23 protein-coding genes are annotated in these 21,967 nt (G+C 70.2%); 4 read left to right on the top strand and 19 right to left on the bottom strand.

The features are described 5' to 3' along the window. Positions 1-70: 70 nt before the first annotated feature. Complete coding sequence (locus D7V77_RS16670; RefSeq protein WP_120577279.1) at positions 71-622, top strand: cytochrome c oxidase assembly factor Coa1 family protein; 552 nt, start codon at positions 71-73, stop codon at positions 620-622. 93 nt (positions 623-715) lie between these two features. Here the strand turns inward: D7V77_RS16670 and D7V77_RS16665 are convergent, their stop codons facing one another. The 4 genes from D7V77_RS16665 to fsa all read right to left on the bottom strand — a co-directional run bounded on the left by D7V77_RS16665 (position 716) and on the right by fsa (position 4,594). After that, positions 716-1,681 carry an electron transfer flavoprotein subunit alpha/FixB family protein gene (locus tag D7V77_RS16665; RefSeq protein WP_120577278.1) on the bottom strand — a complete coding sequence of 322 codons (966 nt, stop codon included), beginning with the start codon at positions 1,679-1,681 and terminating at the stop codon, positions 716-718. 41 nt (positions 1,682-1,722) lie between these two features. Then, positions 1,723-2,520 carry an electron transfer flavoprotein subunit beta/FixA family protein gene (locus tag D7V77_RS16660; RefSeq protein ID WP_120577277.1) on the bottom strand — a complete coding sequence of 266 codons (798 nt, stop codon included), beginning with the start codon at positions 2,518-2,520 and terminating at the stop codon, positions 1,723-1,725. A 132-nt stretch (positions 2,521-2,652) separates the two neighbouring features. Then, complete coding sequence (locus D7V77_RS16655) at positions 2,653-3,789, bottom strand: acyl-CoA dehydrogenase family protein (protein ID WP_120577276.1); 1,137 nt, start codon at positions 3,787-3,789, stop codon at positions 2,653-2,655. A 139-nt stretch (positions 3,790-3,928) separates the two neighbouring features. Further along, on the bottom strand, positions 3,929-4,594 hold the full coding sequence (gene fsa / locus D7V77_RS16650; protein ID WP_120577281.1) for a fructose-6-phosphate aldolase: 666 nt from the start codon (positions 4,592-4,594) through the stop codon (positions 3,929-3,931). Between the two features lie 136 nt (positions 4,595-4,730). Here fsa and D7V77_RS16645 point away from each other — a divergent pair, with 136 nt between their 5' ends. Then, positions 4,731-5,804, top strand: a complete 1,074-nt coding sequence (locus D7V77_RS16645; protein ID WP_120577275.1) for an SIS domain-containing protein — start codon at positions 4,731-4,733, stop codon at positions 5,802-5,804. On the opposite strand, the gene D7V77_RS16640 is transcribed toward D7V77_RS16645, so the two are convergent. From D7V77_RS16640 to mutM, 9 genes are all read right to left on the bottom strand, one after another. Next, positions 5,805-7,169, bottom strand: a complete 1,365-nt coding sequence (locus D7V77_RS16640) for a hypothetical protein (protein ID WP_120577274.1) — start codon at positions 7,167-7,169, stop codon at positions 5,805-5,807. Further along, positions 7,166-7,705: a 2-amino-4-hydroxy-6-hydroxymethyldihydropteridine diphosphokinase gene (folK, locus tag D7V77_RS16635; RefSeq protein ID WP_120577273.1), complete on the bottom strand. Its 540-nt coding sequence runs from the start codon at positions 7,703-7,705 to the stop codon at positions 7,166-7,168. The genes D7V77_RS16640 and folK overlap by 4 nt, the downstream gene beginning before the upstream one ends. After that, a complete protein-coding gene (locus D7V77_RS16630; RefSeq protein ID WP_120577272.1) occupies positions 7,702-8,469 on the bottom strand; it encodes a fumarylacetoacetate hydrolase family protein in 768 nt (255 codons plus the stop codon). The genes folK and D7V77_RS16630 overlap by 4 nt, the downstream gene beginning before the upstream one ends. After that, on the bottom strand, positions 8,466-9,284 hold the full coding sequence (gene dapB / locus D7V77_RS16625) for a 4-hydroxy-tetrahydrodipicolinate reductase (RefSeq protein WP_120577271.1): 819 nt from the start codon (positions 9,282-9,284) through the stop codon (positions 8,466-8,468). Before dapB ends, D7V77_RS16630 begins: the two co-directional genes overlap by 4 nt. Before the next feature lie 14 nt (positions 9,285-9,298). Next, the gene (gene dapA / locus D7V77_RS16620; protein WP_120577270.1) at positions 9,299-10,186 is read right to left on the bottom strand and encodes a 4-hydroxy-tetrahydrodipicolinate synthase; all 888 of its coding nucleotides are present in this window, start codon (positions 10,184-10,186) and stop codon (positions 9,299-9,301) included. A 16-nt stretch (positions 10,187-10,202) separates the two neighbouring features. Next, complete coding sequence (lysA, locus tag D7V77_RS16615; protein WP_120577269.1) at positions 10,203-11,444, bottom strand: diaminopimelate decarboxylase; 1,242 nt, start codon at positions 11,442-11,444, stop codon at positions 10,203-10,205. Next, entirely contained in the window at positions 11,441-11,656 is a 216-nt protein-coding gene (locus tag D7V77_RS16610; protein WP_120577268.1) for a hypothetical protein, read from the bottom strand. The genes lysA and D7V77_RS16610 overlap by 4 nt, the downstream gene beginning before the upstream one ends. A 3-nt stretch (positions 11,657-11,659) precedes the next feature. Further along, a complete protein-coding gene (locus tag D7V77_RS16605; RefSeq protein ID WP_233597059.1) occupies positions 11,660-13,528 on the bottom strand; it encodes a TIGR04551 family protein in 1,869 nt (622 codons plus the stop codon). 79 nt (positions 13,529-13,607) lie between these two features. After that, positions 13,608-14,510 carry a bifunctional DNA-formamidopyrimidine glycosylase/DNA-(apurinic or apyrimidinic site) lyase gene (gene mutM, locus D7V77_RS16600; RefSeq protein ID WP_120577266.1) on the bottom strand — a complete coding sequence of 301 codons (903 nt, stop codon included), beginning with the start codon at positions 14,508-14,510 and terminating at the stop codon, positions 13,608-13,610. A gap of 146 nt (positions 14,511-14,656) precedes the next feature. Here mutM and D7V77_RS16595 point away from each other — a divergent pair, with 146 nt between their 5' ends. Next, positions 14,657-15,481, top strand: coding sequence for a M48 family metallopeptidase (locus D7V77_RS16595; protein WP_120577265.1), 825 nt, complete (start codon positions 14,657-14,659; stop codon positions 15,479-15,481). A gap of 27 nt (positions 15,482-15,508) precedes the next feature. Here D7V77_RS16595 and D7V77_RS16590 read toward each other — a convergent pair whose 3' ends face one another. Together D7V77_RS16590 and D7V77_RS16585 are read right to left on the bottom strand one after the other, a co-directional pair. Continuing rightward, positions 15,509-16,558 (bottom strand): YihY/virulence factor BrkB family protein, encoded by a 1,050-nt coding sequence (locus D7V77_RS16590; protein WP_120577264.1) that lies wholly within the window; start codon positions 16,556-16,558, stop codon positions 15,509-15,511. A 118-nt stretch (positions 16,559-16,676) separates the two neighbouring features. Next, positions 16,677-17,579, bottom strand: a complete 903-nt coding sequence (locus tag D7V77_RS16585) for an MTAP family purine nucleoside phosphorylase (RefSeq protein ID WP_120577263.1) — start codon at positions 17,577-17,579, stop codon at positions 16,677-16,679. Positions 17,580-17,770: 191 nt separating this feature from the next. On the opposite strand from D7V77_RS16585, the gene D7V77_RS16580 reads away from it, so the two are divergent. Next, positions 17,771-18,487, top strand: coding sequence for a hypothetical protein (locus D7V77_RS16580; protein WP_120577262.1), 717 nt, complete (start codon positions 17,771-17,773; stop codon positions 18,485-18,487). A gap of 69 nt (positions 18,488-18,556) precedes the next feature. Here D7V77_RS16580 and D7V77_RS16575 read toward each other — a convergent pair whose 3' ends face one another. From D7V77_RS16575 to D7V77_RS16560, 4 genes are read right to left on the bottom strand one after another with little or no spacing between them, the layout of a single operon-like run. Next, entirely contained in the window at positions 18,557-19,438 is an 882-nt protein-coding gene (locus D7V77_RS16575; protein ID WP_233597053.1) for an ATP-grasp domain-containing protein, read from the bottom strand. Between the two features lie 12 nt (positions 19,439-19,450). Further along, entirely contained in the window at positions 19,451-20,401 is a 951-nt protein-coding gene (locus tag D7V77_RS16570) for a DMT family transporter (protein ID WP_120577261.1), read from the bottom strand. After that, the gene (gene queG / locus D7V77_RS16565) at positions 20,374-21,399 is read right to left on the bottom strand and encodes a tRNA epoxyqueuosine(34) reductase QueG (protein ID WP_120577260.1); all 1,026 of its coding nucleotides are present in this window, start codon (positions 21,397-21,399) and stop codon (positions 20,374-20,376) included. Before queG ends, D7V77_RS16570 begins: the two co-directional genes overlap by 28 nt. Before the next feature lie 2 nt (positions 21,400-21,401). After that, entirely contained in the window at positions 21,402-21,962 is a 561-nt protein-coding gene (locus tag D7V77_RS16560; protein ID WP_120577259.1) for a cob(I)yrinic acid a,c-diamide adenosyltransferase, read from the bottom strand. Positions 21,963-21,967 lie beyond the last annotated feature (5 nt).

Here is a 21,967-nt window from a genome sequence, read left to right as displayed (position 1 = left end):
GTGCAGGCCCCACCCCCGCTTCGTCCGGAACCGGCTATGACACGGCCCCAGGTCCAGGCCAGGAGGGCCCATGCCGCCGACGATGCCCGAGGGTGACTACGCACCCGTGCCCCGCCAGGGGTGGTGGAGCCGCAACTGGAAGTGGGCGGTGCCCGTGGGCTGTCTGGGGATGCTGGGCTCGTGCTTCTGCGTCGCGGCCATCGCCGTGGGCTGGGGCTACTCGTCGTTCAAGGACATGGGCGCGTACACGGACGCCATCGCGGAGGCCCAGGAGGATCCGCACGTGCAGCAGGCCCTGGGCGGCACCTTCAAGCCGGGCTTCCCCAGCAACACCCAGGTGAGCACCCGCAACGGCCGCACCCACGCGGAGTTCACCGTCCCGCTGGACGGCCCCAAGGCGGACGGCAACCTCCACGCCGTGGCCGACAAGAACGGCGAGGCGTGGATCTTCCGCACCCTCTACGTGCAGGTGGAGGACGGGCAGCGCATCGACCTGCTCGACACGGGCGAGCCCTCCGCCGAGCCGCCGGAGCCGGAGGTGCCCCACGAGCTGGAGCCGGAAGACGCCGAGCCGTCGGAGCCGCCCGCGCAGAAGAAGCCCGACACCGACATCGAGCTGTAGGGCTCCGTCGGAAATGACGAAGGGCGCGCCCCGGGATGTCCCGGTGACGCGCCCCACGGTGTCACGCCCCGCCGTCAGGACGGCGGAAGCGGACTACTTCAGCTTCTGGATGCCTTCGCGCAGCGCGGGCAGGACCTTGAAGAGGTCGTCCACGAGTCCGTAGTCGGCCACCTGGAAGATGGGCGCCTCCGGGTCCTTGTTGATGGCGACGATGGTCTTCGAGGACTTCATGCCGGCCAGGTGCTGGATGGCGCCGCTGATGCCCGCGGCGATGTACAGCTTCGGCGCGACGACCTTGCCCGTCTGACCGACCTGCAGGTCGTTGGGAACCCAACCCGCGTCGCACACCGCGCGGGACGCGCCCACCGCGGCGCCCAGCAGGTCCGCCAGCGCTTCGACTTCCTTGAAGTCGCCCTTGGTGCCGCGGCCACCGGACACCACCACGCTGGCCTCGGTCAGCTCCGGACGGGCGCTCTTCACCTCGTTGAAGGACACGAACTTCGTCTTGGAGGCCTCCAGCTTCGGCTGGAAGGACTTCACCTCGGCGGACGCGCCCGCGCCAGCGACCGCCGAGAACTCCGTGGCGCGGATGCTGATGACCTGCACCGGCGTGTTGAGCTTCACCTCGGCGAACACGTTGCCGGCCCACATGGGACGGGTGAACGTGATGTCCGCGCCACCGCCGTTGATGGCGGTGATGTCGGTGGCCATGGCGGCCTTCAGCCGGGCGGCGACGCGCGGCAGCAGGTCCTTGCCCTGCGCCGTGGAGGCCGCGCCCACGAAGGTGGCCTTCAGCTCCTGTGCCAGCCCGGCGATGACGGGGGCGTAGACCTCCGCGAGGTAGTGCTCGAACTCAGGAGCGGCGGCGGTGTGGATGGCCTTGGCGCCGGAGCCCTTGAGCTCCTCCGCCAGCTTGGACGGGTCCTTGGACAACAGGACGAGGTGCAGCTCGGCGCCGGCCTTGTCGGCCAGCTGCTTGCCCGCGGCGATGGCGTTCAGGGAGGCCTTGCGCAGGTTCCCGTCCGGCTGCTGCTCGGCGACGATGAGGACGATGGACATGGTGTCTGTCTCCGGAATCGTTGGAAGGGTTGGGAGCGCGGTCAGACGACCTTCGCCTCGTTGTGCAGCTTCTCCACCAGGGTGGCCACGTCCGGAACCTTGATGCCCGCCTTGCGCGCCGGAGGCGACGCCAGCTTGAGCACCTGGATCTTCGGGGCCACGTCCACGCCCAGCTTCTCCGGCGTCAGCTCCTCGATGGGCTTGCTCTTCGCCTTCATGATGCCCGGGAGGCTGGCGTAGCGCGGCTGGTTCAGGCGCAGGTCCGTGGTCACGACGGCGGGCAGCTGGACCTCCACGGTCGCGAGCCCGTTGTCCACTTCACGCACCACCTGGACGCTCTTCTTGTCCGCGGTCAGCTTCACCGCCGGCGCCTTGGCCTTCTCCTCCGCGCTCTCCAGCGACTCCACCTTGGAGGCGAACGTGGCCTGGCCCCAGCCCAGGAACTCGGCCAGGTACTGGCCCACCTGGTTCTGGTCGTCGTCGATGGACTGCTTGCCCAGGAGGACGACGTCCGGCTTCTGCAGCTCCACGACCTTCTGGAGCAGACCGGCGATGCCCAGCTGATCCAGCGGGCCCGTGTGGTTCACCCACACGGCCTTGTGCGCCCCCATGGCCAGCGCGTGGCGCAGCTGCTCCTGCACGTCCTTGGGACCGATGGAGACGACCACCACCTCGCCGCCATGGGCCGCGGCCAGGCGCAGGCCCTCTTCCACGCCGATTTCATCGAAGGGGTTGATCTTGTACTTCAACCCCTCCTTCACGATGTCCGAGCCGTCCGGCTTCACCTTGATCTTCGACTCGGGATCTTCCACGCGCTTGGCGGTGACGAGAATCTTCACGGCGGGCTCTCCTCAGTGGGGAGTGTTTGGAAATCGGGGCGGCTTGACGCGTCGCGCATCAGGGCCGGAGTAATAGACATCCGCACACGGCGGCGGCAACGGGAAAGCCCCGCCGGGCACAGTTTTGCTTTTCTACCTGAACAGTTCCTTCGCGATGACCAGGCGCTGCACCTGGCTCGTGCCCTCGTAGACCTGGATGAGCTTGGCGTCGCGCATCAGCTTCTCCACGGGGTAATCCTTCATGTAGCCGTAGCCGCCGAACACCTGCACCGCGTCCGTGGCGACCTTCATGGCCATGTCAGCGGCGAAGCACTTCGCATAGCTGGACTGGAGGGTGTTGCGCTGTCCTTCATCCAGCACCTGCGCGCTCTCGTAGGTGAGCAGGCGCGCGGCGTGGGTGTTCATGGCCATCTCCGCCAGCATGAACTGGACGGCCTGGTGCTCGCGGATGGGCTTGCCCATCGTCTGGCGCTGCGCGGAGTACTCCAGCGAGTGCTCCAGCGCCGCGCGGGCGATGCCAATGGAGATGCTCGCGGTGAGCGGGCGGCTGTTGTCCAGCGTGGCCATGGCGATCTTGAAGCCCTCGCCCTCCTCGCCGATGCGGTTGGCGGCCGGGACACGCACCTCGTCGAACGTGACGGTGGTGGTGTTGCTGGCGCGCTGGCCCATCTTGTTCTCGTGCTTGCCGGTGGTCAGGCCCTGCGGACGGCCCTCCACGACGAAGCAGGTGATGCCCTTGTGCTTCTTGCCCTTGTCCAGCGTGGCGAACACGGTGAACTGATCCGCGTAGCCGGCGTTGGTGATGAAGCACTTGCTGCCGTTGAGGACGTACTCGTCACCCTCGCGGCGCGCGGTGGTGCCCATGGCCGCCACGTCCGAACCCGCGGCGGGCTCCGTGAGACAGAAGCAGCTGAGCTTGAGCTTCTCCCCAAAGGGGGCCAGCAGGCGCTTCTTCTGGTCGTCCGTGCCGTGGAGGATGATGGGCAGGTTGGCCAGGTCGTTGGCGATGAGGGACGTGGCCACGCCCGCGCAGCCCCACGCCAGCTCCTCGCACACGATGACCTGCTCCAGGTGCGTCAGGCCCACGCCGTTGTACTCGGACGGGATGGCCATGTTGAGCAGGCCCAGCTCGAAGGCCGCGGAGATGAGGTCCTTGGGGAAGTCGGAGGTCTCGTCGTAGTGGGGGGCCTTGGGGCGCACCACGTCACGGGCGTACTTGCGCGCGGCGTCCTGCAAGGCGCGCTGGGACTCGCTGAGCTGGAAATCCATGGGGCGTGCTCCGGGAGGGTTGATTCAAATATCAATCCGCTCCTCCTGCCATACCGCTCCCGCCGTCCAGGCGCCAGCCCCCGCGAGGGTCCCCCCGTCGTTCCAGGGACACCGGAACGGCAGGGGGACGGCCGGGTGGCTACTTCCCGGCGGGCTTGCCCTGCTTGGGGACCTTTTCCCAATCCGCGAGGAACTTCTGGATGCCCGCGTCGGTGAGGGGGTGGTTCGCCAGCTGGGTGATGACGTTGTAGGGCAGCGTGGCCACGTCCGCGCCCAGGCGCGCGGCCTGGAGGACGTGGACGGGGTTGCGCACGCTGGCCACCAGCACCTGCGTGGTGAAGTCGTAGTTCTGGTAGATCTCCAGGATGTGGGCGATGAGCTCCATGCCGTCCTGGGAGATGTCGTCCAGCCGGCCCACGAAGGGCGACACGTACGTGGCGCCGGCCTTGGCGCACAGCAGGGCCTGGTTGGCGGAGAAGCAGAGGGTGACATTGGTGCGGATGCCGTCGGCGGTGAGCGCCTTGACGGCCTTCATGCCCTCCACGCCCATGGGAATCTTCACCACGACGTTGTCGTGGATCTTCGCCAGGCCCTGGCCTTCCTTGATGAGCTCCGGGGCCGTCAGCGACACGCACTCGGCGCTGATGGGACCGTCCACGATGGAGCAGATCTCCCGGATGGTCTCTTCCAGGTTGCGGCCGACCTTGGCCAGCAGTGACGGGTTGGTGGTGACGCCGTCCACGCAGCCCATGTCGTGGGCCTTGCGGATTTCGCCGACGTCCGCGCTGTCGATGAAGAACTTCATGCCGTCCCCTCGGTTTCCGGTGGTGAAGAAGGTTTCCCCGGCCACGGGCGGCCGGGCGGGCAGGCCGTAGCCCAGGCCCCCCCATGCGTCAAGGATGGCCGCCCACGGCGTGGCGGAGTAGAGGTAGCGCCCATCCATGGCCCGCGCTCCCCGCTCCACCGCCAAGAAGCCCAAACTGCGTGCCCTCCCCGGCCGCGCGCCGTCCCCCGCCCCCGTCAATCCTCGGGCCCGGGACGCGGATGACGAGGCCGCGCTCACCTACGCGCGCGGCGTGCTGGAGGCGGAGGCCCGCGCGATCCTGGGCGTCACGGACCGGCTGGGGGACGCGTTCCTGCGCGCGCTGAAGCTGGTGCGCGACTGCCCGGGCCAGGTGGTGGTGACGGGCATGGGCAAGGCGGGCCACATCGGCCAGAAGCTGTCCTCCACGCTGGCGTCCACCGGTATCCGCTCCGTGTTCCTCCACCCCGCGGAGGCCGTGCACGGCGACCTGGGCCGCGTGGGCGCGGGCGACGTCATCCTCGCGCTGTCCAACAGCGGCAGCACGGAGGAGCTGCTGCGCCTGTTGCCCCTCTTCAAGCGCATGGGCACGCCGGTGGTGGCGCTCACCGGGGACGCGGACAGCCCGCTCGCGAAGGGCGCGGAGGTGGTGCTGGACATCGGCCGGATTGAAGAGGCCTGCCCCATGGGCCTGGTCCCCACCGCGTCCACGGCCGCGCTGCACGCCGTGGGCGACGCGCTGGCGATGACGCTCTTGCGCTCACGGCCCTTCGGGCGGGACGACTACGCGCTGCTGCACCCGGGCGGGAAGCTGGGGCGCTCCGTGCTGCGCGTCTTTGAATTGATGCGCACGGGCCCCGCGAACCCGCTGGTGCTGGACACCGCGCGGCTGTCCCAGGCGGTGGTGGTGATGACCAACACGCCGGGCCGGCCGGGCGCCGCGTGCGTGGTGGACCGCGACGGGAAGCTGGAGGGCATCTTCACGGACGGCGACCTGCGCCGACTGGTGGAGCGGGGCCACACGGACTTCGAGGTGCCGGTGCGGCAGGTGATGGGCAAGCGCCCGCGCTGCATCACCCCGGACACGCTGGTGCTCACCGCCGCCACGCAGATGCGCGAGCTGAGGGTGGACCAGCTGCCCGTGGTGGACGTCGAGGGCCGCGCGGTGGGCCTGCTCGACGTCCAGGATCTGCTGGCGGCGAAGTTCGTGTAGCTACTGCGACAGCTTCGCCTGGAGCGCGGCCTTGTTGGGGTAGTTGGGCACGTCCTGGGCCAGCTTCTCCCAGAGGGCCTTGGCGCCCTTCGCGTCGCCCTTGGCGAGCAGCGTGTCGCCCAGCTTCTCCACCGCGCCCGCGTCGGACTCCAGCGCCACGCTCCACACGCGCGCGCCCATGGGACGGCCCAGGCCCACCAGCGCCCAGGCCATGCCCGCCTTGGCGCGGCCGTTCTCCGGCTGGAAGGGCACCACGCGGGTGTAGTTGGCCAGGGCCTCCTGGTAGCGGCCGCGCGCCAGGTGCTCCTCGCCTTCATCCACCAGCTTGGTGAGGCCCGCCTCCAGCTCCGGCGTGCGCTCGGTGTTCTTCACCGCGTCCACCATCTCCGGCGACAGCGGGCGCGGCGCGTCCGACGGCAGCGCGGCGGCCTGCGCGGTGGACTGGGACAGGCGCACCTTGCGGTCCGCGGCGCGCGACGCGAGCCACTTCTTCCGGCCGCCCGCCTTCACCGTCTCCTCGATGCGCACGCTCAGCTCGCGGGCCATGGCCGCGCGCTGGGATTCCGGGTGCGACGTCACCAGCGCGTCGAAGCCCTCGCGCGCGGACTTGAGCGCCTGGAGGTCCTCGCCCTTCGTCTCGAAGAGCAGCGACGAGTGGGCATAGAGCGCTTCTTCGTGGCGGGGCGCCACCTCCAGCACACGCGCGTACGCCTTCAGCGCGTTGGCGCTGTCACCGCTCAGGTACAGCGCGTTGCCGCGCAGCACGTCCACGTCCAGCGCGGGCACCAGCGCGGCCAGGGCGCACGCGGCGGCGCCGGCGGCGTCCCCGGACTTCGCGCGGGCCTGCGCCACGGCCGCCATGGAGTCCAGCGCCTGGCCCGGCGTGAAGCCGCAATTGGCGGCCTCCGGGGTGGGGATGGCGGCATTGCCCAGCTTCTTGCGGGACGCGAGGAACAGCGCGCGCACGCCGTCCGCCTTGGCCTGCGCCTGGCCCAGGTAGGACAGCGCCTCCGCGTTGCGGCCGTTCATGTAGTAGAGCTTGCCCAGCGACGAGGCGATCTCGAAGGTCTTCTCCCGCTCGCGCAGGCCTTCGGACGAGTCGAGCTGCTTCATCAGCTCCTCGGCGGAGGGCGGCAGCTTGTTCGTGTCCACCGTGGGGTGGCCCGACGGCAGCGGCGTGCCCGGCGCCACGGGGGAGCCCGCGGGCATCGTGGGGTGGCCGGCGGGCAATGCGCCGTTGGGGGCGGCGCCCATGCCGGTAGGCGACGCCTGGGTGCCGGGCGGAATCGTGGGGTGGCCGGGAGGCAGGGAGGTGGGCTCGGCCGCGAGCAGCGCGGTCGTGGCCAGGACGAGGGACAGGCTCATAGTTCGTGGACGGGGAAACGGGCGCCCATGTCGGGCCAGAAGAGGGCCTCGCGCTTGCGGACGTCCTGGGGGGCGAGCTTCGCGAGCAGTTCCTGCACCGTCACGCCCAGCACCGGGTGGCGGGCGTCGGGGGCCAGCTCCGCCAGGGGCTCCAGCGCGAAGCGGCGCTTGTGCAGTTCAAGGTGGGGCACCTGGAGGTTCGCGTCCGCGACGACGGAGTGGTCCTCTTCGTCCCACAGGAGGATGTCCAGGTCGATGGTGCGCGGGCCCCAGCGCTGCATCCGGCGGCGGCCCAGGTCCTGCTCAATCCGCTGGAGGATGCACAGCAGGCGCTGCGGCGTCAGGTCGCACTCCAGCGCCACCACGGCGTTGAGGAAGCGCGGCTGCGCGGGCCCCACCGGGGCCGAGTCATAGAGGGAGGAACAGCCCAGCACCGACACCGCGTCGATGCACGACATCGCGGCAAGGGCGGCCACGAGGTGGGACTCGCGGTCGCCCTCGTTGGAACCCAGTCCTACATAGACGGTCGCACTCAAGGCTCCATCTCAACCGGGTTCACCAGGGTTCCGATTCCCTCCAGCTCCACCTCCACCGTGTCCCCGGCCTCGAGCGCGCCCACGCCGGACGGAGTGCCCGTGCTCACCAGGTCGCCGGGCAGCAGCGTCATGATGTGGGAGATGAAGGAGACCAGGCGGGCGGGGCTGAACACCATGTCGGACGTGCGGCCATCCTGGCGCACCTGTCCGTTCACCCGGCACACCACCCGCAGGTCCGCGGGGGACAGGCCCGTCACGGCCCAGGGGCCCGCGCAGGCGAAGGTGTCGTAGCCCTTGGCGCGGGTGTGCTGGATTTCCTTGCGCTGGATGTCGCGCGCGGTGACGTCGTTGAAGCAGGTGAGGCCCCAGATGGCGCGCGCGGCGGTGGCCTCGTCCGCGTTCTTCAGGCGCTCACTGATGACGAGCGCCAGCTCCGCTTCGTAGTGCACTTCCTGGCTCGCCTTGGGGAGGCGGATGGGCGAGCCGGGGCCGTTGAGCGCGGTGGAGGGCTTGGTGAAGATGAGCGGCTCCGTGGGGATGGGCTTGCCCATCTCCTCCGCGTGCTTGCGGTAGTTCTGGCCGATGCAGACGACCTTCGACGCGTCCGACGGCGTGAGCAGCGTGAGGCCCTTGAGCGAACGGCGCAGGCCGGTCTCCTTGCCGCCGGCCCACGGCGCGGCGGTGAGCACCACCACCTCGTTGCCGTCGACGCGGCCGTAGCTGGCACGGCCCTCGACCTGGAAGCGGCAGTAACGGGCGGTCATGTCTTCCCCTGGAGGCCGAGCACGTCGGCCATGTCATAGAGTCCCGGAGCGCGGCCCGCCACCCAGCGCGCGGCCCTCAGCGCCCCTGTCGCGAACTGATCACGGTTCGTCGCGCGGTGGGTGAGCTCGATGCGCTCGCCCTCGCCGAAAAAGTAGACGGTGTGCTCGCCCACGACGTCCCCGCCGCGCAGCGCCTGCACGCCAATCTCACCCGGCGGGCGGGCGCCCGTCTGCCCCTCGCGCGCGAAGGTGAGGTCGTCCTTCGTGCGGCCCAGCGCGTCCATCAGCACCTCCGCCAGCTTGAGCGCGGTGCCGCTGGGCGCGTCCTTCTTCATGCGGTGGTGCGCCTCCAGCACCTCCACGTCGAACGACGGGCCCAGCACGCGCGCCAGCTCCGCCGCCATGCGGATGACCAGGTTCACGCCCACGGACATGTTGGGCGCCGCGACAATGGGAATCCGCTTCGCGTGCGCTTCCAGCTGCGCGCGCCCTTCCGGCGTGAAGCCCGTGGTGCCCACCACCAGCGCCACGCCGCGCTCGGCGCAGATGCGCGCGTGCTGCAACGTGGCCTCCGGGCCGGTGAAGTCCACGACGACGTCCGCCTTCGCGCCGTCCAGCGCGCGGCCCAGGTCGTCGTGCGCAATCACGTCCAGCGGCGCGCCCAGCCGGGCCACGAGCCCCGCGTCCTGACCGGAGAGGGGGCTGCCCGGGCGCACCGTGGCGCCCACCACCGGAAGGTCGCTGGCGGCCTTCGCCAGGCGCACCAGCGTGCTGCCCATGCGGCCGGAGATGCCGGTGATGACGGTGCGGGTCATGGCGCGCTTTCCCTTCAGGCCTTCAGCAGGCCCAGCCCGGACAGCTCGGCCTTCAACTTCGCGGCGTTCGCCTCGCCCATGGGCACGAGCGGCAGCCGGACTTCCGGACCGAACATGCCCATCAGGTGCAGCGCCCACTTCACCGGGATGGGGTTGGACTCCACGAAGAGCAGCCGGTGCAGTGCGTTCATCCGCACCTGGAGGCCGCGCGCCTTCGCGATGTCGTTGCTCCGCGCCGCCGCCACCAGGTCCGCCATCATGCGGGGCGCGACGTTGGAGGACACGGAGATGACGCCCTTGCCGCCGCACGCGATGAAGGGCAGCACCGTGAAGTCGTCGCCGGACAGGAACGTCATCCGGTCGCCGCACTTCTCCACCAGGTCCACCGCGCGGATGAGGTTGCCCGTGGCCTCCTTCAGCGCCACGACCTCCGGGATGTCACACAGCTGGAGCACCGTCTCCGGCAGCAGGTCCACGCCCGTGCGGCCCGGCACGTTGTAGGCGATGAGCGGGAAGCCCGGGTGCGCCTTCGCGATGGCGCGGTAGTGCTCCACCAGGCCCGCCTGCGTGGGCTTGTTGTAGTAGGGCGTGACGATGAGCGCGCCGTTGGCGCCCACCTCGCGCGCGCGGCGCACGGAATCCATCGTCTCGCGCGTGCTGTTGCTGCCCGCGCCCGCCACCACCGGCACGCGGCCCTTCACCTCGTCCACGACGACAGCGATGGCGCGCGCGCGCTCGTCCGCATCCATGGTGACCGCTTCGCCGGTGGTGCCCATGGGCAGCAGCACGTTCGTGCCGCCTTCCAGCTGGAAGCGCACCAGGGCCCGGAAGGCCCCCTCGTCCAGCGCGCCGTCGAGGAACGGAGTCGCCAGCGCCGTCATGGAGCCTTCGAAGGTCTTCATTCCGGCGCTTATACGTTCAGGCCCGCTCACCGCGCCAGAGGTCCTCGACGCGCTCGCGCTCCCGTACGACACGCCAGGCCGCTCCGTCCACCAGCACCTCCGCCGGCCGGGGCCGCGAGTTGTAGGTGGAAGCCATGCTCATCCCGTAAGCCCCGGCGCTCATGAAGGCGTACAGGTCGGCCTGGCGGGGCAGCACCAGGGGGCGCGCCCGCGCGAGCACGTCCGTGGACTCACACACCGGCCCCACGACGTCCACCTCCACGTCCCGGCCGCGGCGCTTCACCACCGGCTGGAGGTCATGGTGCGCTTCGTAGAGGGCCGGGCGCAGCAGGTCGTTCATGCCCGCGTCGACGACGACGAAGGTCCGCGCTTCGGTGGGCTTCCGGTACAGCACGCGCGTGAGCAGCACGCCCGCGTTGCCCACGAGCGCCCGCCCCGGCTCCAGCAGCAGCGTGGCCCCGGTGGCCTCCGTCGCGTTCAGCACCGTGCGCGCGTACTCCTGGGGGCTGGGCGGCGTCTCATCCGAATAGGTGATGCCCAGCCCGCCACCCACGTCCAGGTACTCCAGCGCGTGGCCCCGGGCCTTGAGCGTGACGTAGAGGTCCGCCACCTTGGTGAGGGCGGCCTTCATGGGGGCGGTGCGCGTGAGCTGCGAGCCGATGTGGCAGTCCAGCCCCAGCGCCTTCAGCCCCTTCATCTTCTTCGCCTTCGCGTAGAGGGCGACCGCCTCCTCGAAGGGCACACCGAACTTGGACGTCTTCAGGCCGGTGGAGATGTAGCGGTGCGTGCGCGCGTCCACGTCCGGGTTCACGCGCAGGGCGAACGGCGCGCGCTTGCCCAGCTTGCGCCCCACGGCATCCAGCGACTCCAGCTCCTCCGCGCTCTCCACGTTGAAGAGCAAGAGGCCCTGGGACAGCGCCTGGGCCATCTCGTCCGGCGTCTTGCCCACGCCCGCGAACACCGTCCTGCCCGGTTCGCCGCTGGCCTGCTTCACGCGCGCCAGCTCGCCGCCGGACACGATGTCGAAGCCGCTGCCCAGCCTGGCGAAGAGGCCCAGGATGGCCAGGTTGGAGTTGGCCTTCACCGAGTAGCAGATGAGGTGCTTCTGCCCCTGGAACGCCTCCGTCACCGCCTGGAAGCGCTCCGTGAGCGCGGCGGTGGAGTAGACGTACGTGGGGGTGCCCACCGCGTCCGCGATGGCGGGCAGCGGCACCTTCTCGGCGTGCAGCACGCCCTTCTGGTGGTGGAAGAAGCTCACTCGGGCAGCCCGGCGTCCACGGTGGACGGAGGCACCGTGGGGCCGGAGGGCTCCACGGGTCCGCGTGGCGATTGCTGCGCGGGAATCGTCTCCGCCGTGGGCGCGGGCAGCGGCGCCGGCCGGGGCGCGCGGGGGCTGCCCTTGATGCCGCACGCCACCAGCGCGAACGTCAGGCTGGCGGCGGCGAACAGCCGCGGGAGGGAGGAGCGCATGGGCTAGAACCGGATGGCCAGCATGCCGCGGATGGCGTGCGCGGTGCTGAGCTCCTGGCCCGGCAGGTTCAGGTCCTTGAGGCCGTCCAGCGGGAAGAGGATGCCGTAGTCGATGCCCGCCACGAAGCCGTCCTCGGTGATGTAGCGCGCGCCGATGTCCGCCTCCAGGCCCAGGCTCTTGCTGATGTAGGACGGCGTCGACTCCGCGTAGAACGCCTGCGAGTAGATGACGCTGCCGTAGACGTCGAAGCCCTCCGCGATGGAGTACTTGAGGCCCGGCTTCACGTAGAACGCGTCGGTGACGCCATTGAGGATGGACCGCCACAGGATGACGTCCACGCGGTAGTCGCGGTTGAAGCGGAAGTTGCGGATGGCGTTGTCGCTGCAGCCGCCGTTGTCGCAGCTGTACTGACGGCCCTCCACGTCGCCCGGCGCGGTGTTGCCATCCGAGCCCGAGCCCTGACGGCCCGGGTAGTTGCCGAAGCCCGGCGCCCTGTCACCGGAGGCGAAGCCCATCTCGATGCCCAGGTGCAGCTTGTTCTCGATGACGTGGAACTCCGTCTGGAGCACGCCGCCGAACTGCGCGATGCGCAGCGACTGGGTGGTGGGGTCGTTGGCCGTGAGGGCGCGCCCGTCGATGGAGCCCAGCTGCGCGGCGAACTCGGCCTCGATGCGGAACTTCTTCTCCTCGTACTTGAACCACAGGTCCGGGATGTAGAGCGTGCCGCCGCGCGGGACGAACGCCGGCGTGGTGACGGTGATCGGGTTGGAGGGGTTCGCCACGTCGAACGGGACGCCCGTCTCCGACAGGGTGGAGTACCGCTGCGTGCGGTAGGTGAAGTACAGGCCGTAGTTGAGGACGCCCTGGTTGTTGTCCAGCTTGGCCTTCTGCTGCTGCTCGGTGTCGCGCCGCGCGATGGCCAGCACCAGGCTGTGCGCGTCGTCGGACTGGGTGAGGTCCACCGGCTCGCCCAGGGTGTTGGCCTTCTCCGTGGACAGGCCCTCCGAGTTGAAGTCCAGCATGGGCGTCACGTACCAGCCGGCGAACGGCTCCGTGACGAACTGGATGCGGTCCACCGTGTCGCCGTAGTCGCAGTCCAGGCAGTTGCCGTCGTTGCGCAGCATGCCCAGGCCCCAGTGGCTGCCCATGCGGCCGAAGCGCAGGATGCCCACCGGCGTCGTCACCTCACCGTACGCGCGCCGCACGATGACGGAGTCCTTGAACGCGTTGACGGCGGAGTTGGACGGGGACTCGTTCTCAGAGAAGAGCGTGAAGTTGTTGCGCCCATCCCCGCTGTAGGCGCTGTCCGGGTTGGAGCCCAGGAGGACGTTGTCCAGCGCGTCCACCTGCGCCTTGATGCGCACGTCCTCGGAGACGTTGAAGGACGGGTCCAGGCGGAAGCGCATGTTGGCGCCCGCCTGGGTCTGCTCGGAGGCGGAGCGCGGCGAGCGCGTCCACAGCTGGCGGCCCAGGGGCGTGCCGGAGGGCAGCGCGGGCTTGCCCAGGTCGAACTTGTAGAAGAGCACGGGGCGGACGCGCAGGTAGCCGTCCAGCGTGAACAGCTCCAGCTTGCGCTTCTCCTCCGTCCACTCCTCCTGCCAGTCGTTGTTGGCCACGGCCTGGGTGGCCGTCTGCGCGCGGATGTCCTCGCGCAGCTCCTGACGCGTGGCCTCCAGGCGCTGCTCCAACTCCTCGCGGCTGACGGAGCCCTCCGTGGTGGGGGCGGGGGAAACGGCGGCCGGAGCCGCGGGAGCCGCGGCGGGAGCCGACTCCTGGGGTGCCGAAGGCGTGGTGCCACCATCGGGCACCGGCGTCTGCGCGGTGGCCGTGGACGAGGCGACGAGCAGCGCCGCCAGCAGGACGTGAGACATGGTCAACGGTCTCCGGGGCCGCGACATGACGCGGCCGGGTGTAAAGGGCGGGCGATTCAAGCCATGCCCCCCTGGGGTGTCAACGTCTACGGGATCGGGGTTTCGGGCCGATGACGGCGGAAGCCGGCCCCTTCCCCGCCGCCGTCCCCTTCCGGGACGCGCGGACAGCAACCATGGAGAGCGGCTGACATTTCGGACAGAAATGCGTGGTGCGCCCACCCTGGGTGAAGGACTCCACCGTCGTTCCGCACTTCGAGCACGGCCCGTTCGCCCGTCCGTAGACGCGGAAGCGGTTCACGGAGCCCGCCTCCTCTAGGTAGGTGATGTCCTCGCCTTCCTGCTCCTTGAAGGCGAAGTCGAACGCGGCGTGGATGGCCTTGGCCAGGTGCTTCCAGTCGTCAGGCGTGAGGGTGCCGGGCTTGCGCGCCGGGTGCAGCCCCGCGCGGAAGAGCGCCTCCGCGGCGTGGATGTTGCCCAGGCCCGCCACGCGGCCCTGGTCCATCAGCGCCACCTTCAAGTCCTGCTTGGAGTCCCCCACCGCCTCCTGGAGCTGGGGGCCGGTGAGCCCTTCCGTCAGGGGGTCTCTCCCCAGGGCCTTCACCGAGGGCAGCTCCCACAACTCCTTCGCGGGCACGGGCTCCATGCGGCCAAAGAGGCGTGGATCACTGAAGTGGACCACGTGGCCGTCATCCAGGTGGAAGCGGGCGCGGCTGTGGGGGACGGGCTCGCCTTCCTTCCGGCGCACGAACTTGCCCGTCATGCCCAGGTGGGCCATCAGGCCGTGGCCGCCCTCCAGGCTGAGCAGCAGGTACTTCCCCTTGCGTTCCAGGGCGGTGACGCGTCCGGTGAGCCGGGTGAAGTGGGGCAGCTCCGCCCCCCGGAAGACGCGGGTGGGGTCCGCTTCCGCGCGCACGATGCGGTGGCCCTTGAACCAGCGCTCCAGGTTGCGCCGGGCGATCTCCACTTCCGGTAGTTCAGGCATCCAGGCGCCGGGGCATACCACCGGACTGTCTCCGGTGCATGTCCCCCGGTGGATGGCGCGCCGGGAAGGTGCTTGCCCGGAACGTGGCGGCACGGCTACGACGGGCCGCGAAGGCCTCCAACCCCCAAGAGAAGGACGACTCGCCCATGCAACGGATGGTCACCGCACTCCTGACCCTCACCCTGGCCTCGGGCCTCTCCACGGGCTGCGCCAAGCAGCGCGTGGGCGCGGAGAAGGCGATTGCCAGTGTCCTCATCTCCGACGAGCAGGAGAACCAGCTCGGCCTCCAGGTGAAGAAGGAGCTGGAGACGAAGGAGAACATCAAATACGTGGAGGACCCGCAGGTGCTGGAGTACGTCCGCGGCATCTCCGGGCCCATCCTCGCGCAGGCCAACAAGGACCGCTCCGGGGTGAAGTGGAAGGTCAACGTCATCAATGACCCGAAGACGGTCAACGCCTTCGCCACGCCGGGCGGCTTCCTCTACGTGTACACGGGCCTGCTGCTCGCGGCGGACACGGAGGCGGAGCTGGCGGGCGTGATGGCGCACGAGGCGGGCCACGTGGTGGGCCGTCACTCCGCGCGCGCCATGGTGAACGCCTACGGCCTGCAGGCCATCACCCAGGTGGCGCTGGGCCAGAACCCGGGCACGGCCGCGCAGATCGCCGCGCAGCTGGCGGGCGGCGGACTGCAGCTGGCGCACGGCCGCAGCGAGGAGACGGAAGCGGACGAGTACGGCGCGAAGTACTCCTCCGCCGCGGGCTTCGACCCCAACGGCCTCATCACCTTCTTCCAGAAGCTCCAGAAGGAGCAGGGCTCCACGCCGGGCGTGCTCAAGTGGCTGTCCACGCACCCCACCAACGAGGACCGCATCGCGCACCTGCGGAAGATCATCGCGCAGCAGGGCCTCAAGGGTGACCGCAACACCGCGGGCGGGCTGACGGCCATCCAGGCGAAGCTGCCCAAGCAGTAGTCACCCCTTTTCCGGTCCCCGGCGCTCTCAGTGCACGGACGGGTTGTCACTCCCGTCCTGCTCGAGCCCCGGGGGCTCCGGATCCTTGCCCTCCGCCACGCGGCGCTTGCGCTTGAACAGCGCGAGCCGCGTCTTCCGGGCGCTGGCGGCGCTCTTGGCCGCGCCGGGCGTCTTGAGGGGCGGCTCCAGGGGCGCGGGCTGGCCGAAGTCCCTCGCGCCCTTGGCCTTCCCCTGCGCGGAGGCGTGTTCGAGGATGGCGTTGAGCTCCCCTCCGAGGATGAAGATGAGCCCGGAGATGTAGAGCCACAGCAGCAGCACCACCACGCCACCGATGGAGCCGTAGGTGACGTCGTACTTGCCGAAGTGCTCCACGTACTGGGTGAAGCCCCAGGTGCTGCCCAGCCACGCCAGCGTGCCAAGCACGGAGCCCGGGGTGATGTACTTGAAGCGCTGCTTCACATCCGGCAGCAGGTAGTAACAGAGCGACAGCATCAGCATCACCAGCGCCGCGGTGAAGGGCCAGCGCAGCCAGGACCAGACGAGGTGGAACTCGTCGATGAGCGCCAGCTTGTCCGCCGCCCACGCCCCCACGCGCCCTCCCAGGAGCAGGATGGCGAAGGACAGGGGAATCAGCAGGCCGCCCATCAGCGTCACCATCAGCGCCAGGCCCTGCGTCTTCCAGTAGGGCCGGGACTCCGATACGTCGTAGGCCAGGTTGAGCGCCTTGCGCAGGGCATCCACGCCGCGCGACGCCGTCCACAGCGCCACGACGAGACCCACGGTGAGCAACCTGGGGCGCGTCTCCCCGACGATGGAGGTCAGGTGCTGGCTCACCACGCCCAGCGCGTCGCCGGGCACCAGCGGGCGGATGCGCTCCATCATCGCGTCCACGGCGCCGGGCGCGAACGGCATGTACGCCACCAGAGTGACGAGGAAGAACAGGAAGGGGAACAGGGAGAAGATGAAGTAGTAGGACAGCTGCGCCGCCACGTCGGTGACGGTGTCCTCTTCAATCTCCTTCCAGAAGCGACGCGCGAACTCCCTCCACGTCAGGTACTTGAGCCGTGGCAGCCCCATGTGCTTCCCCCTCCGGGTCTGTGGGGAGCCAATGTGGGGTCGGTCCGGGCATTCGGCAGCAGGCAGCCGGACGAGCGCTCGCGGTCGGAGGCGCTGGCGACGTGCCGGGTGTTGAACGCTAGACGAGCCCGGAGGGCAGGTAGCGGCCCAGCAGCGGGCGCAGGCGGCTCTTCACGTCCGCGGGGATGCGGGTGCGGTCGGTGAAGATGGCCAGCGCGAGCGCGCTGGCGCAGCGGCAGGTGGTGGGCGTGCTCGCGATGCGGGGCAGCGCGCGGCGCAGGAGCGCGGCGCCGTGGGCGGTGACGGCGTCCAGCCGCTGGGTGAACTGCGGCAGGAGCGCTTCGGGCTCCTGGCCCACGGGCTGCGAGCGCCAGGAGTCGTGGTCGGTGGGCAGCGCGATGAGGGCGTAGTGCAGCTCCGCCTCGCGGGCGAGCCGCGCCTCCGGCATGGCGGTGAGCCCCACCAGGTCCCCGCCCCACGTGCGGTACAGCTGGCTCTCCGCCTGGGTGCTCAAGGAGGGGCCCTCGATGCAGACGTAGGTGGCGGAGGAGTGCACCTCCGTGTCGCTCGTCGTATCGCTCTTGGGGGCCGCGTCGATGAGCGTCTGGCGCAGGGTGGCGCAGAAGGGCTGGGCCAGCTCCACGTGCACTGCGACGTCGTCGTAGAACGTGCAGGGGCGGCGGTAGGTCCGGTCGATGACCTGATCCGGCAGGGCCAGGTGCAGCGGCTGGATGGAGTCACGAAGGCTGCCCACGGTGCCGGTGGCGAGGACGTGGGTGACGCCGAGCGTCTTCAGGGCGAAGAGGTTGGCGCGGTAGGGGGCGCGGGTGGCGTTGTGGACGTGGCCCTGGCCGTGGCGGAAGACGAAGAGGATGGGGACGCCGTCCAGCTCCGTGGCGATGAGTGGGGCGCTGTGGGGCCCGAAGGGCGTCTCCACGGAGAGGTGTTCGCCGCGCCCCTGGAGTCCCAGGGCCTGGTAGAGGGCCTGGCCCCCGATGATGCCCACCTTGACCGCCGCCATGCGTCTCCTCTCGCCCGGTCGCCGGGCGTAGGCCTGACGATATCGCGGGGGGCTCGCCCAGGAAGCTCGGAAGACTGGTAGCTTTCACATTTGCCATGCGTCTTCTTCCGCGCCTCGTCGTCCTCAGCTTCCTGTTTGGAACCCCTGCCCTGGCCGGTCCCGTCCCGCCCGGATGCGAGGAGGACGCCACCATGTGCAAGGAGGACTGCACCATCGAGTACGGCGGCAACGGCGCCGCCCTCAAGAAGCTGACGCGCTGTTTCGACGGCTGCCTGACGACGCGCAACCAGTGCACCCGCCAGTTCAACGCGGTGAACAACCGGGCGCCGGACGCACCGGAGGCCGCGCCCGAGCGCCGGACGAGCAAGACGGAAGCGGCCAAGCTGCGCGAAATCGAGGAGAAGGACCGCCGCCGCGAGGAGGATCCTTTCGGCGACGAAGAGAACAAGCAGCCGCGCGCGCGACCGGTGCGCGACTCCTACGATGATCCGCCGGAGCCGCCCCCGGAGCGCACGGGCTACCGCGCGTCGGACGAGAAGCCCGCGAAGAACAACGGGCGGCCTCAGGCGGCCGTCCCGGCGAAGGCCCGAGAGCCGGAGCGCACGCCGCCCCCGCCTTCTCCGGCCGTGGCGCCCGACCCGGAGCCCCGTCGCTCGGAGGCCCCGGACATTGACGCCTTCGCGGAGCCGCCGCCCCGCGCGGATCCGCCCCCGCGCAAGCCCGAGCCGAAGCCCGTGGTAGCCGAGCCCGCGCAGCCGAGCCGCTCGGACGACGACGACGCGCCCGCCCCTCCGCCTCCGCCGGTGGCGAAGAAGGAGCCGCCGCCCCGTATCGCGCCGCCGCGTCCCACCGTTCCGGCGGAGCCCGCCCGGAAGGACATCTCCGAGTGGGACCCCAACGGCGACTGACGCCGTCTCCCGCACCGCACGCAGCCAGAGGCCCTCCGCAAGGCATCCTGCCTTCGGGGGCTTCGTGCTTCAGCCCGCGCGCTCGCGCTCCAGGTCCAGGACGCGCTGCCAGAGCGCGAAGGGTGACACGCCCACGTAGCCGCTCTCCTGGCCGTCATTGCATTCGATGACGATCCACCGGCCGGACACCTCCTGGGCCACGTCGACGACGAGGAACGGGAGCGCGACCCGGCGCGCCGCTTCACCCGCGAGTGCCAGCGCGTCCCGCTCTTCTCCGGGCGTCAGCGCGTACGGCGTCCCCTGCCACCAGTAGGGCCCGAAGCCCACCAGCTGCTGCCGCCACCAGAAGGTGCGGAACTCGAACGAGCGAGGCAGCGCGTCCGCGCCCTGCGTGTCGTCCACGCGCCGCAGGGGCCGCAGCTCGCGGCACACCACCTGTTGCCAGTGCAGGATGTCGTCCTGAGCGTAGGCCTCCATTGCCTGACGGAAGGCCTCCGGACTCTCGATGATGGAGAGGGACCTGCGATGGCGGCTCGTCTGCCGCGCGCCCTTGAGGAACACCGGCCAGCCCAGCTGCTCCTCCACCGTGCGCGCATCCGGAGACGTGTCGAACCAGAGGCTCCGGGGCGTCAGGTCCTCCAACAGCGGATACCAGTGCGGCAGCTCCGTCGCGAGCAGGTGCTGCTCTGGTGAATGCACCAGCCGCACGCCCCGCGCCTCCAACTCGCGGTAGCGCTCCGCGTAGTCCGGCCAGGCCCCCGCGCGAGCAACGACTTCGATGGGCTCGTCGGGCAGCACGTACGGCCGACGGCACGCGAAGAACCGGTCGAAGGCGAAGTCATAGACGCCCTTCCCCGTCACCGCGGTGAGCAGCCACAGGCGGTCCTCGACCTTCAGCAAGTCCTCTCCGGGACGCAGCATGGACGGCAGCGTGCGTCCGCCACCCTTCACGGGTCAACGCCTTCAGCCCGCGCGCACCACCACCGGCGCGGCCTTCACCGGCGCGCTCTGCGTCAGCCGCACGCCCACGAGCACCAGCACACCGCCCAGCGCCAGCTCCCAGTGCAGCGCTTCACCCAGGAAGAGCCACGCGACGAGCGCCGTCACCGCCGGCTGCAGGTTCGAGAAGATGGCCACGCGCGACGCGGGCACCTTCGACAGCGCGTAGGACCAGAGCAGGTACGCCACCACCGACGTCATCAGCCCCACGTAGACGATGGAGGCCTTCGCCGAGGCGCTGGAGGCCCACAGCGCCTCGGGTTCCAGCACGAACGGGGCGAGCGGCAGCTGCAACACCGTGGCGACCGTCATCGTCCAGGCCGTCGCGCGCAGAGGCCCATGCTCCGTGGCCAGGGGCTTTCCCTCCGTCGTGTAGACCACCCACGCCACCACCGCCGCGAGGATGAGCAGGTCTCCCATCAGCGTGCCCCTCGCGCTCGCGAGTCCCCGGCCCAGCAGCAGCACCACCACGCCCACCAGCGCCGTGAGGATGCCCGCCGTCGTCCGCGTGGACGCGCGCTCCCGGCCCAGCACCAGGCTGGCCACGTACACGCCCAGCGGCGTGAGCGCGTAGAACAGCGCCGCGTGCGCCGCCGTGGAGCGCGACAAGCCGGAGAAGAACAGCGTCTGGTTCACCGGCCCGCCCATCAGCCCCAGCAACACGATGCGCGGCCACGCATGGCGCGGCGGCAGCTTGGGACCCGGCGTCACCGCGAGCAGCGTCACGAACGCGACGCCGCAGACGAGGAAGCGCCACAGCACCACCGTGAACGGCGACAGCTCCGTCATCGCCCGCTTGGCGGCCAGGTACGTGCCCGCGCTGATCAGCACCTGCACCGTCAGCGCCGCGTACACCCGCCCGAGCGGCGGCGTCGCGGAGGACGGCGTCACGGCTCCAGTTGCAGAAGCGCCCATCGTGCGGCGCTGCGTACCAGCTCGCTGTCGTCGCCGCTGAGTTTTTCGAGCAGCGGCCGGGCGTGCACCTGCCGTGCGACGCCGAGTGCATAGACAGCGTTGCGCCTCAAACCGTCGTAGCGCGCGCGCGCCAGCGCCGTGCCTGGAATGAGTTCCTTGTATTGCTCGGGTGTCAGCGCCGCCAGCTCCAGCGTGCCCAGCGACGCCACCGCGCGGGGCACGAAGCGCTCGTCTTCCGCGAACACCGGCTTGCGGTTCAGCGGGCACACCTGCTGGCAGATGTCGCAGCCGAAGATGAGGTTGTCGAACTTGAGCCGGAACGCCTCAGGCACGTCACGGTCGCGGTTCTCGATGGTCTGGTACGACAGGCACGCGCGTGCATCCACCTGCCGGTTGCCCACCAGCGCGCCCGTGGGACACGCCATGAGACACCGCCGGCAGGAGCCGCAACGGTCCGCCACCGGTCCGTCCGGGTACGCGTCCACTTCCGCGTCCAGGATGAGCGTGGCCAGCAACACCCAGGAGCCGTGCGACTCCGTGATGAGACAGCCGTTCTTGCCCACGTAGCCCAGGCCGCCGCGAGCGGCCCAGACCTTCTCCATCATCGGCCCGCTGTCCACGCCGCCGTAGGTGCCCAGCCCCGGGTACCAGGCGTTGATGGTCTTCCGGAACGCCTTCATCCGGTCGCGCAGCGTGGAGTGGTAGTCGCGGCCCCTCGCATAGCGCGCGATGGGCGAGCCCTGCGAGGGCTCATCGTCCCGCCAGTAGTTGTTCGCGAAGGACAGCACCGTGCGCGCGCCCGGAAGGAGCACCGACACGTCGAGCCGCTCCTCCGCGCGAGACCCCATCCAGTCCATGTCCGCGTCGTAGCCGGCCTCCAGCCACGACATCAGCGACGACGGCGGAATGGGCTCCGCGCGCGCGAAGCCGATGAGGTCGAAGCCCACGTCCTGGGCGAGCTGCCGGAGCCGGGCAGTGGGCAGTTGTGTCGCGTACACGGCTACTTCGTCGGCTTCTCGGGGATCCACTTCACGTCCGGCAGGCCGGCGCGGAAGTTCACCAGCCGGGCCACCACGAAGAGCAGGTCCGACAGGCGGTTCAGGTACATGGCCACGGCGGGCGGGGCCTTGTCCTCACGAAGCAGCGTCACCACCCGGCGCTCGGCGCGGCGGCACACCGTGCGGGACAGGTGCAGCGCCGCGGCCGCGGACGAGCCTCCCGGGAGGATGAAGTGCGTCATCTTCGGCAGCTCCTCCTCGTAGCGGTCGATGTGGCGCTCCATCTCCTCCACCCACTCCGGGCGCAGCTCCGGGATGTGGGCCGCCGCCTTGGTGTGCGGCGGTGTGGCCAGCACCGCGCCCACCGTGAAGAGCTGGTCCTGGATGCGCTGGAGGAAGTGCTCCAGGTCCGCCGGCAGCGGGAACGTGCGGGCAAGGCCCAGCGTGGCGTTGAGTTCGTCCACCTCGCCGTAGGCGTCCACCAGCGCGTCGTCCTTCGCAACGCGGCCGCCGCCGAAGAGGCCCGTCTCTCCCGCATCGCCGGTCTTCGTGTAGATCTTCATGGCAG

Source organism: Corallococcus sp. CA041A, from assembly GCF_003612075.1.
Taxonomy (GTDB): Bacteria; Myxococcota; Myxococcia; order Myxococcales; family Myxococcaceae; genus Corallococcus; species Corallococcus exiguus.
This window is presented reverse-complemented; position numbering and strand designations above follow the sequence as displayed.

What these genes read in the sequence shown, in the direction of transcription:
- D7V77_RS16630 (WP_120577272.1), bottom strand. Translation starts at nt 8,469, where the DNA reads ATGACCGCCCGTTACTGCCGCTTCCAGGTCGAGGGCCGTGCCAGCTAC.
- dapA (WP_120577270.1), bottom strand. Translation starts at nt 10,186, where the DNA reads ATGAAGACCTTCGAAGGCTCCATGACGGCGCTGGCGACTCCGTTCCTC.
- dapB (WP_120577271.1), bottom strand. Translation starts at nt 9,284, where the DNA reads ATGACCCGCACCGTCATCACCGGCATCTCCGGCCGCATGGGCAGCACG.
- D7V77_RS16640 (WP_120577274.1), bottom strand. Translation starts at nt 7,169, where the DNA reads ATGAGCCTGTCCCTCGTCCTGGCCACGACCGCGCTGCTCGCGGCCGAG.
- D7V77_RS16595 (WP_120577265.1), top strand. Translation starts at nt 14,657, where the DNA reads ATGCAACGGATGGTCACCGCACTCCTGACCCTCACCCTGGCCTCGGGC.
- D7V77_RS16580 (WP_120577262.1), top strand. Translation starts at nt 17,771, where the DNA reads ATGTGCAAGGAGGACTGCACCATCGAGTACGGCGGCAACGGCGCCGCC.
- D7V77_RS16610 (WP_120577268.1), bottom strand. Translation starts at nt 11,656, where the DNA reads ATGCGCTCCTCCCTCCCGCGGCTGTTCGCCGCCGCCAGCCTGACGTTC.
- D7V77_RS16645 (WP_120577275.1), top strand. Translation starts at nt 4,731, where the DNA reads ATGGCCCGCGCTCCCCGCTCCACCGCCAAGAAGCCCAAACTGCGTGCC.
- fsa (WP_120577281.1), bottom strand. Translation starts at nt 4,594, where the DNA reads ATGAAGTTCTTCATCGACAGCGCGGACGTCGGCGAAATCCGCAAGGCC.
- D7V77_RS16560 (WP_120577259.1), bottom strand. Translation starts at nt 21,962, where the DNA reads ATGAAGATCTACACGAAGACCGGCGATGCGGGAGAGACGGGCCTCTTC.
- D7V77_RS16655 (WP_120577276.1), bottom strand. Translation starts at nt 3,789, where the DNA reads ATGGATTTCCAGCTCAGCGAGTCCCAGCGCGCCTTGCAGGACGCCGCG.
- mutM (WP_120577266.1), bottom strand. Translation starts at nt 14,510, where the DNA reads ATGCCTGAACTACCGGAAGTGGAGATCGCCCGGCGCAACCTGGAGCGC.
- D7V77_RS16670 (WP_120577279.1), top strand. Translation starts at nt 71, where the DNA reads ATGCCGCCGACGATGCCCGAGGGTGACTACGCACCCGTGCCCCGCCAG.
- D7V77_RS16585 (WP_120577263.1), bottom strand. Translation starts at nt 17,579, where the DNA reads ATGGCGGCGGTCAAGGTGGGCATCATCGGGGGCCAGGCCCTCTACCAG.
- D7V77_RS16590 (WP_120577264.1), bottom strand. Translation starts at nt 16,558, where the DNA reads ATGGGGCTGCCACGGCTCAAGTACCTGACGTGGAGGGAGTTCGCGCGT.
- D7V77_RS16570 (WP_120577261.1), bottom strand. Translation starts at nt 20,401, where the DNA reads ATGGGCGCTTCTGCAACTGGAGCCGTGACGCCGTCCTCCGCGACGCCG.
- D7V77_RS16665 (WP_120577278.1), bottom strand. Translation starts at nt 1,681, where the DNA reads ATGTCCATCGTCCTCATCGTCGCCGAGCAGCAGCCGGACGGGAACCTG.
- D7V77_RS16605 (WP_233597059.1), bottom strand. Translation starts at nt 13,528, where the DNA reads ATGTCTCACGTCCTGCTGGCGGCGCTGCTCGTCGCCTCGTCCACGGCC.